Source organism: Aeromicrobium sp., from assembly GCF_025965075.1.
Lineage (GTDB): Bacteria > Actinomycetota > Actinomycetes > Propionibacteriales > Nocardioidaceae > Aeromicrobium.
Genome location: NZ_JAOPXQ010000184.1, coordinates 1 through 8,017, shown reverse-complemented (window position 1 = coordinate 8,017; position 8,017 = coordinate 1). Strand labels below are relative to the sequence as shown.

Annotated in this window: 8 protein-coding genes; all 8 read left to right on the top strand. The window is 69.7% G+C overall.

Annotated elements, in window-relative coordinates:
* The first annotated feature begins 133 nt into the window (after positions 1-133).
* On the top strand, positions 134-1,654 hold the full coding sequence (locus tag JWQ91_RS11190; RefSeq protein WP_297783756.1) for an amino acid permease: 1,521 nt from the start codon (positions 134-136) through the stop codon (positions 1,652-1,654).
* A gap of 23 nt (positions 1,655-1,677) precedes the next feature.
* Positions 1,678-2,328, top strand: a complete 651-nt coding sequence (locus tag JWQ91_RS11185) for a hypothetical protein (protein WP_297783753.1) — start codon at positions 1,678-1,680, stop codon at positions 2,326-2,328.
* The gene (locus tag JWQ91_RS11180) at positions 2,328-3,185 is read left to right on the top strand and encodes a MazG family protein (RefSeq protein ID WP_297783750.1); all 858 of its coding nucleotides are present in this window, start codon (positions 2,328-2,330) and stop codon (positions 3,183-3,185) included. The genes JWQ91_RS11185 and JWQ91_RS11180 overlap by 1 nt, the downstream gene beginning before the upstream one ends.
* 198 nt (positions 3,186-3,383) lie before the next feature.
* The gene (eno, locus tag JWQ91_RS11175) at positions 3,384-4,676 is read left to right on the top strand and encodes a phosphopyruvate hydratase (RefSeq protein ID WP_297783747.1); all 1,293 of its coding nucleotides are present in this window, start codon (positions 3,384-3,386) and stop codon (positions 4,674-4,676) included.
* A gap of 120 nt (positions 4,677-4,796) precedes the next feature.
* On the top strand, positions 4,797-5,252 hold the full coding sequence (locus tag JWQ91_RS11170) for a septum formation initiator family protein (protein ID WP_297783746.1): 456 nt from the start codon (positions 4,797-4,799) through the stop codon (positions 5,250-5,252).
* 4 nt (positions 5,253-5,256) lie between these two features.
* Positions 5,257-5,775, top strand: coding sequence for a DUF501 domain-containing protein (locus JWQ91_RS11165; RefSeq protein ID WP_297783744.1), 519 nt, complete (start codon positions 5,257-5,259; stop codon positions 5,773-5,775).
* Between the two features lie 81 nt (positions 5,776-5,856).
* On the top strand, positions 5,857-7,188 hold the full coding sequence (locus tag JWQ91_RS11160) for a cation:dicarboxylase symporter family transporter (protein WP_297783742.1): 1,332 nt from the start codon (positions 5,857-5,859) through the stop codon (positions 7,186-7,188).
* Between the two features lie 21 nt (positions 7,189-7,209).
* Positions 7,210-8,017: Ppx/GppA phosphatase family protein (locus JWQ91_RS11155; RefSeq protein WP_297783739.1), on the top strand; the 808-nt coding region annotated here is incomplete at its 3' end.

The window sequence follows — 8,017 nt, the reverse complement described above, 5'->3', positions numbered from 1 at the left end:
GCGGACGATGGCGCGGGCCAGCCGCTGACGGATCATGCCGCCAGCCTAGGGGAGCGGGCCGGACGCCTGAGACCTCGGACACGGCGGTTCCGTACCTGTTGCGGTGCGCAACGACACGATTACGTTGTTCTGCATGGCTCTTCGGGGAACGCTCAGGCAGCTCGTCCGGACCAAGGACGTCGACGACGTCATCCACCAGAACGACGCCGACCCGACGGAGGAGGGCCACCACGCCAAGCTCGACCGCCGGCTGACGTCGTGGGACCTCATGGGGTTCGGCATCGGCATCGTGATCGGCACGGGCATCTTCACGCTGACCGGGACGCAGGCCAAGGACAACGCCGGCCCGGCGATCGTGATCTCGTTCCTGATCGCCGGGGTCGTCGCGGTGCTCGCGGCGATCTGCTACGCCGAGCTCGCCGCCGCGGTGCCGACCGCCGGCAGCTCGTACACCTACGCGTACACGACGATCGGCGAGATCTTCGCCTGGATCATCGCGTGGGACCTGATCCTGGAGTTCGCGCTCGGCGCGGCCGTCGTCGCCCGGGGGTGGTCGGGCTACCTGCAGCACGCGCTCGACCTGCCGCACGCGTTCTTCGGCGAGACGGACTCGACGGTCAACCTCGGCGCCGTCCTGATCGTCGCCATCATCGGGACGATCGCGACGATCGGCATCCGTGAGTCCAAGCTCGTGACGAACGCGCTGGTCGTCGTCAAGGTCTCGGTCTGCGTGTTCGTCATCGTGCTCGGCATCTTCTTCGTCAAGGCGCAATACATCACCCCCTACATCCCGCCGTCGAAGCCGCTCGACCCGAAGTCGCAGACCACGGGGCTCGAGCAGCCGCTGTGGCAGTGGATCACCGGCGTGGACGCGACCGCGTTCGGCTTCACGGGTGTCCTGATCGCGGCCGCCGTCGTGTTCTTCGCCTACAGCGGCTTCGAGGCCGTCGCCAACCTCGGCGAGGAGACCAAGGACCCCGCCAAGGACATGCCCCGTGGCCTGCTCGGGACGCTCGCGATCTGCACCCTGCTGTACGTCATGGTGTGCTTCGTCCTGACCGGCATGGTCAACTACACCGATCTCAGCGAGGGTGCGCCGATCTCCGACGCGTTCTCCCAGGTCGGGCTCGGCTGGGCCGGGGTGCTGATCGACATCGCCGCGATCGCCGGCCTCACCTCGGTGATCCTGGTCGACATCGTCGCGATGGGTCGGATCGGCTTCGCGCTGTGCCGGGACGGGCTGCTGCCGACCAGGATCGGCGCGGTGCACCCGAAGTTCCGCACCCCCGCCACGATCACGATCGTCACGTCGGTGGCCGTCGCGATCCTGGGCGCGTTCATCCCGCTCGGCACGCTCGCCGAGATGGTCAGCATCGGCACCCTGTTCGCGTTCCTCGTCGTGTCGATAGCGGTCGTCGTGCTGCGCCGCACCCGCCCGCGCATGAAGCGCCCGTTCCGCGTCCCCCAGGTCCCGATCCTGCCGATCACCTCGGCCGTCGCCTGCGTCGCGCTGATGTCCAACCTGGCGATCGAGACGTGGCTCCGGTTCCTCGTGTGGCTCGCGCTCGGGCTGGTCGTCTACTTCGTCTACGGGCGCAAGCACTCGCGTCTCGGGACGAGCGGCAAGAACGCGAGGGACACCGTCGGGGCCTGACCCGTACTGGGTAACCTGTGACCATGCTCACTCGCTCCCGCGCTGCGGTCCTCGCCGTCGCTGCCCTGACCCTTGCGGCCTGCGGCAACGTCCATCCCGGGGACGCCGCCGTCGTCGACGGTCGATCGATCTCGATGCAGCAGCTCGACGACACGACCGAGGTCTACTGCCTGGACCACCTCGGGCAGTCCTCGTCGCAGGGCGCGGGCGAGCCCGTGAGCAACCTGGACCTGCGGCGTGCCGCGGCGGTCGGCCTGGTCTCGATCCAGGTCGCCCGCAGGTTGGCCGCGGAGGAGGACATCACGGTCGAGCCGTCCGCCTACGAGGTGCCCGACGGCGACCGCAGCAACGTGGCGAAGGCCTTCCCCGGTGTCGACGTCGACACCGCGATCCAGGTCATCGAGGACAGCCGCGAGAACGCGGCCATCGCGGTCGCGCTGGCCGCGAAGCTGACGGGCCAGCAGCAGACCGACGAGAACGCCGCCCAGCTCGCCCAGGCCGGGCAGGCCGCGATCATGGAGTCGTTCCGGAGCCACGACGTGACATTCGCGCCGCGGCTCGGCCTGTCGCCGGCAGGCACGACGCGCGCCGGGACCGGCACCCTGTCGGTGAGCCCCGTCGACGTCGAGGCGCCGGCGGCCGCAGACCTCCCGGACACGCAGCGCTGCTCCTGATGCAGATCCTCGTCCTCAGCCCGCGGGTCGCGCCGGGGATCCTGACCCTCCCGGCGTGGGACGCCCTGCGGGCCGCCGCCACGGTCTGCGCCACCGCGGACGACGCGCACGTCCGCGCGATCGTCGCCTCCGGCATCCCGGTGGAGATCGCGCCGGGGCCCGCCTACGAGCCCGGTGCCGTGTGGATCGCCCCGACCGGTGACGCCGCCTGGGCGCGGACCATGGCCGACGACCTGATGTCGTCCGAGTCCCAGGTCGCCGACGTCGAGGTCGTGTTCGGCTCGTACGACCTGCCGGGCTCGGCACTGCTCGACGTCGTCGAGGTCATGGACCGGCTGCGTCGCGAGTGTCCGTGGACCGCGCAGCAGACCCACGACACCCTGAGCCACTACCTGCTCGAGGAGGCGCACGAGACCCTCGAGGCGCTCGACAGCGGGGACGGCGACCACCTCCGCGAGGAGCTGGGGGACCTGCTGATGCAGATCGTCTTCCACGCCCGGATCGCCGCCGAGGAGGAGGGCTGGGACATCGACGACGTCGCCGCGGGGATCGCCGGGAAGCTGATCTACCGCAACCCCCACGTCTTCGCCGACGCCACGGTCACCAGCGCCGAGGAGGTCGACGCCAACTGGGAGCGGCTCAAGGCCACGGAGAAGCAGCGGACGTCGGCGCTCGAGGGCATACCGGCGGCGTTGCCCGCCCTGGCCTACGCCGACAAGGTCGTCGGTCGTCTCGGCGCCGTGGATGCCAGCGGTGACGATCTCGGCTCCCGGCTGCTGGCCCTCGTCGTGGAGGCCCGGGCCGCGGGCGTCGATGCCGAGGAGACCCTGCGCCAGGCCGTCAGGCTGCTGGCCTGACCTGACCCGTCCACGACCGGCGCACCCCCATCCGCGAGTGGCGCAGTTATGGACGACTCGCCGTCTCATTTTCTCCACCGTGCGCCAGTCGCGGGTCGGAGTGCGCCACTCGGCGGGCTTGGGCGAGGCGGGTCCGGGCGCCGGGGTCGCAGCACTAGGCTGTCCCTGCACGTTCTTTCACTTATGAGGAGCACTCTCTTGGCACGCATCGACGCCGTCGGGGCACGGGAAATTCTGGATTCGCGGGGCAACCCGACGGTCGAGGTCGAGGTCGCCCTCGACGACGGGACGATCGGCCGGGCGGCCGTGCCCTCCGGTGCCTCGACCGGTGCGTTCGAGGCCGTCGAGCTGCGCGACGGTGGCAAGCGCTACCTCGGCAAGGGTGTCCTGAAGGCCGTCGCCGGCGTCAACGACACGATCGGCAAGGCCCTCGTCGGCTTCGAGGCCGACGACCAGCGCGCGATCGACCAGGCGATGCTCGACCTGGACGGCACGCACAACAAGGCCAAGCTCGGCGCCAACGCGATCCTCGGCGTCTCGCTCGCCGCCGCCAAGGCCGCCGCCGAGTCGGCCAAGCTGCCGCTGTTCCGCTACGTCGGCGGACCCAACGCGCACGTGCTGCCGGTCCCGATGATGAACATCCTCAACGGCGGCTCGCACGCCGACTCCAACGTCGACATCCAGGAGTTCATGATCGCGCCGATCGGCGCGGGCTCGTTCTCCGAGGCGCTGCAGCAGGGCGCCGAGGTCTACCACGCGCTCAAGTCGGTCCTCAACGAGCGCGGCCTCTCGACCGGTCTTGGTGACGAGGGCGGCTTCGCCCCCAACCTGGACTCCAACCGTGCCGCGCTCGAGCTCATCGCCGTCGCGGTCGAGAAGGCCGGCCTGACGGTCGGCACCGACATCGCGATGGCGCTCGACGTCGCCGCGTCGGAGTTCTTCACGGCGTCTGATTCCGGGGCGGGCACGTACGCGTTCGAGGGTCAGCAGAAGTCCGCCGAGGAGATGTCGGCGTACTACGCCGAGCTGGCCCGCGACTTCCCGATCGTCTCGATCGAGGACCCGCTGGACGAGGACGACTGGGCCGGCTGGACGACGTTGACCCAGACGATCGGCGACGACGTGCAGATCGTCGGCGACGACCTGTTCGTGACCAACGTCGAGCGCCTGACCCGTGGCATCAGCGAGGGCGCCGCCAACGCGCTGCTGGTCAAGGTCAACCAGATCGGCTCGCTGACCGAGACCCTCGACTCCGTCGAGCTGGCGCACCGCCACGGCTTCGCCTGCATGATGAGCCACCGCTCCGGTGAGACCGAGGACACCACGATCGCCGACCTCGCGGTTGCGACCAACTGTGGCCAGATCAAGACCGGCGCCCCGGCCCGCTCGGACCGCGTCGCGAAGTACAACCAGCTCCTGCGCATCGAGGAGCTGCTCGGCTCGGCGGCGACCTACGCCGGCGCGTTCGCCTTCCCGCGGCTGGTCGTCTGACGCATGGCAGCACGTTCATCCCGTGGACCCGGACGGCGGCCCCACCAGCGGGGCCCCTCCGGGCAGCGGGGTGGACGCACGACCACCCGGGCCAGGACGACCGCGACGGCCAGGGCCAAGGTGGCCGCGACCGCCGGCTCGGCGCCCCGGCTGACGGGGCGGGCCATCGTGCTCCTGGGTGTCGTCCTGCTCTTGATCACGGCCTACACCTCGACGCTGCACGCGTGGTGGGAGCAGCGGGCGGACATCCAGACGACCAAGGCGCAGATCGCCACGACGGACCGGCAGATCGCCGAGCTCAAGGACCAGCGGCAGCGGTTCGACGACCCGGCGTACGTCAAGCAGCAGGCCAAGGAACGGTTCGGCTGGGTCCTGCCCGGCGAGGTGGGCTATCGGGTCATCGGCAGCGACGGCAAGGTGCAGGGCGGCGACGTGCCGACCCTCGACTCGCCGGCGACCGCCAAGGCCCCGGCCTGGTACGACAAGCTGTGGGGCAGCGTCAAGGAGTCCGGCAAGGAGCCGAGCTCCGAGCCCACCACGACCCCCGACCCCGACAAGGTGCTGAAGGACCAGTGAAGACATGGTGAACCAGGTGGCGCAGGCCGATCTCGACGCCGTCGCCGGCCAGCTCGGCCGGCCGCCGCGCGGGATCCTCGAGATCATGTCGCGGTGCCCCTCGGGCCACCCCAACGTGGTCAAGACCGAGCCGCGGCTCGACGACGGTACCCCGTTCCCGACGATGTACTACCTGACCTGTCCGCGCCTCGCCGGCGAGATCGGGACGCTCGAGGCGTCCGGGCTGATGCGGGAGATGAGTGCAAGGATTCTCCAAGACCCAGAACTTGCGGGGGCCTATCAGCTCGCACATGAGTCGTACCTTGCGGAACGAGAAGCCATCGGCCACGTCGAGGAGATCGACAAGATCACCGCCGGCGGCATGCCGACCCGGGTCAAGTGCCTGCACGTGCTGGTCGGCCACTCGCTCGCGAAGGGCCCGGGGGTCAACCCGCTGGGCGACGAGGCGCTCGAGCTGCTGGGCGCCTGGTGGAACGGCAACTCCTGCGGCGCGGACTGGGTCGAGCCCGTCGCCGACGACTGACGCGGGGTGCGGGGGACGGCTTCCGGGGTGACGATGGAGGCACTCGGGGGCTGTGACCCCTGTCATGTCTCGGGAGGTCGCATGTCCACCACCACCGCACCGAAGGTCCCCCGGGACCGCACCCACTACCTCTACATCGCGGTGATCGTGGCGGTGTTCGCGGGCATCGCGCTGGGCTTCGCCGCCCCGGACTTCGCCGAGAAGCTGGCGCCGCTGGGTGAGCTGTTCGTCAAGCTCATCAAGATGATGATCTCGCCGGTCATCTTCTGCACCATCGTGCTGGGCGTCGGCTCGATCGCCAGCGCGGCGCAGGTCGGGAAGGTCGGTGGCCTGGCCCTCGGCTACTTCGTCACGATGTCGACGTTCGCCCTCGCGATCGGTCTGGTCGTCGGCAACATCCTCAAGCCGGGGGAGGGCCTCAACCTCGACGAGGAGCTCGCCAAGGCCGGCGCCAAGCAGGTCGGCGCAAGCGAGAGCGGCTGGCAGTTCTTCCTCAACATCATCCCCGAGACCCTCCTGTCCGCGCTGACGTCGGGCCAGGTCCTGCAGACGTTGCTGGTCGCCCTGCTGGTCGGCTTCGCACTGCAGAAGATGGGACCGGCCGGACAGCCGGTGCTGACCGGCATCGCGCACGTGCAGAAGCTCGTCTTCCGAATCCTGTCGATGATCATGTGGCTCGCCCCAGTCGGCGCGTTCGGCGCGATGGCCGCCGTCGTCGGGGCGACGGGCTGGGACGCGCTCAAGGGCCTGCTGACCGTCATGATCGGCTTCTACGTCACGTGCTTCCTGTTCGTCTTCGTCATCCTCGGCACGCTGCTGCGGGTCGTCACCGGGGTCAACGTGTTCTCCCTGTTCAAGTACCTCGGCCGGGAGTTCCTGCTGATCCTGTCGACGTCCTCGTCGGAGTCCGCCCTCCCGCGGGTCATCGCCAAGATGGAGCACGCCGGGGTGGACCAGTCCACCGTCGGCGTCGTGATCCCGACCGGCTACTCGTTCAACCTCGACGGGACGGCGATCTACCTGACGATGGCGTCGCTGTTCATCGCCGACGCGATGGACAAGCCGTTCTCGCTGGGCCAGCAGATCTCGCTGCTCCTGTTCATGATCATCGCGTCGAAGGGTGCCGCCGGCGTCACGGGCGCCGGGCTGGCGACCCTCGCCGGCGGGCTCAACTCGCACCGCCCCGACCTGGTCGACGGGGTCGGCCTCATCGTCGGCATCGACCGGTTCATGTCGGAGGCGCGGGCGCTGACCAACTTCGCCGGCAACAGCATCGCGACGGTCCTGGTGGGGCACTGGACCGGGACGCTGGACCGTGAGCGACTCGACAGCGTCCTGTCCGGCGACGTCCCGTTCGACGAGCAGACCATGATCGATGACTCCCCGGCGGAGGTGCCGGAAGCGCCGCGATGACCACGCCGATACCCTCGACGCATGCCCGAGCACCCTGCCCGCGTCGCGGCGATCGACTGCGGCACCAACTCGATCCGACTCCTGATCAGCGACATCGACGCTGACGACAAGACCGATCTGCTTCGTGAGATGCGCATCGTCAGGCTGGGCGCCGGTGTTGACGAGACCGGTCATCTCTCCAGGGCGGCGATCGATCGCACGTTGAGTGCCACCCGGGAGTACGCCGAGCTGATCGCGATGTTCGGCGTCACCGACGTCCGGTTCTGCGCCACCTCGGCGATGCGTGACGCCGACAACGGCGCGGACCTCGAGGACGCGGTCGAGGAGATCCTGGGCGTACGCCCGGTGGTCCTCGCGGGTCTCGACGAAGCCCGCGCGTCGTTCCTCGGAGCGACCCGCGGCCTCGACCAGGACCGCACGCTCGTCCTCGACATCGGCGGCGGGTCGACCGAGATCGTCGTCGGCACGGGCGAGGAGATCGAGTGGTCGGTGTCGCTCGACATCGGCTCGGTCCGGTTGACCGAGCGGTTCCTGGCCGGTGACCCCGCCCCGGTCAACGAGGTGACGGCCTGCATGGACCACCTCGACAAGGTGCTGACCCCTGTCGTCTCCCAGATCCGCCCGGTCAGCGCGATCGTCGGCGTCGCGGGCACCGTCACGACCGTCGCCGCGCACTCGCTGGCCCTGCCGTCGTACGACTCCTCCGTCATCCACGGGGCACGGCTCGCGCTCGAGGACGTCAGCGGGGCCTGCCTGTCGCTGGTGCAGATGTCAGTCGCCGACCGGCGGGCGCTGCCGTTCATGCACCCGGGCCGGGCCGACGTCATCG

Excerpts from the sequence above, each read along its gene's own strand:
- JWQ91_RS11160 (WP_297783742.1), top strand. The coding sequence starts at position 5,857 with ATGTCCACCACCACCGCACCGAAGGTCCCCCGGGACCGCACCCACTAC.
- JWQ91_RS11180 (WP_297783750.1), top strand. The coding sequence starts at position 2,328 with ATGCAGATCCTCGTCCTCAGCCCGCGGGTCGCGCCGGGGATCCTGACC.
- JWQ91_RS11185 (WP_297783753.1), top strand. The coding sequence starts at position 1,678 with ATGCTCACTCGCTCCCGCGCTGCGGTCCTCGCCGTCGCTGCCCTGACC.
- JWQ91_RS11165 (WP_297783744.1), top strand. The coding sequence starts at position 5,257 with ATGGTGAACCAGGTGGCGCAGGCCGATCTCGACGCCGTCGCCGGCCAG.
- JWQ91_RS11190 (WP_297783756.1), top strand. The coding sequence starts at position 134 with ATGGCTCTTCGGGGAACGCTCAGGCAGCTCGTCCGGACCAAGGACGTC.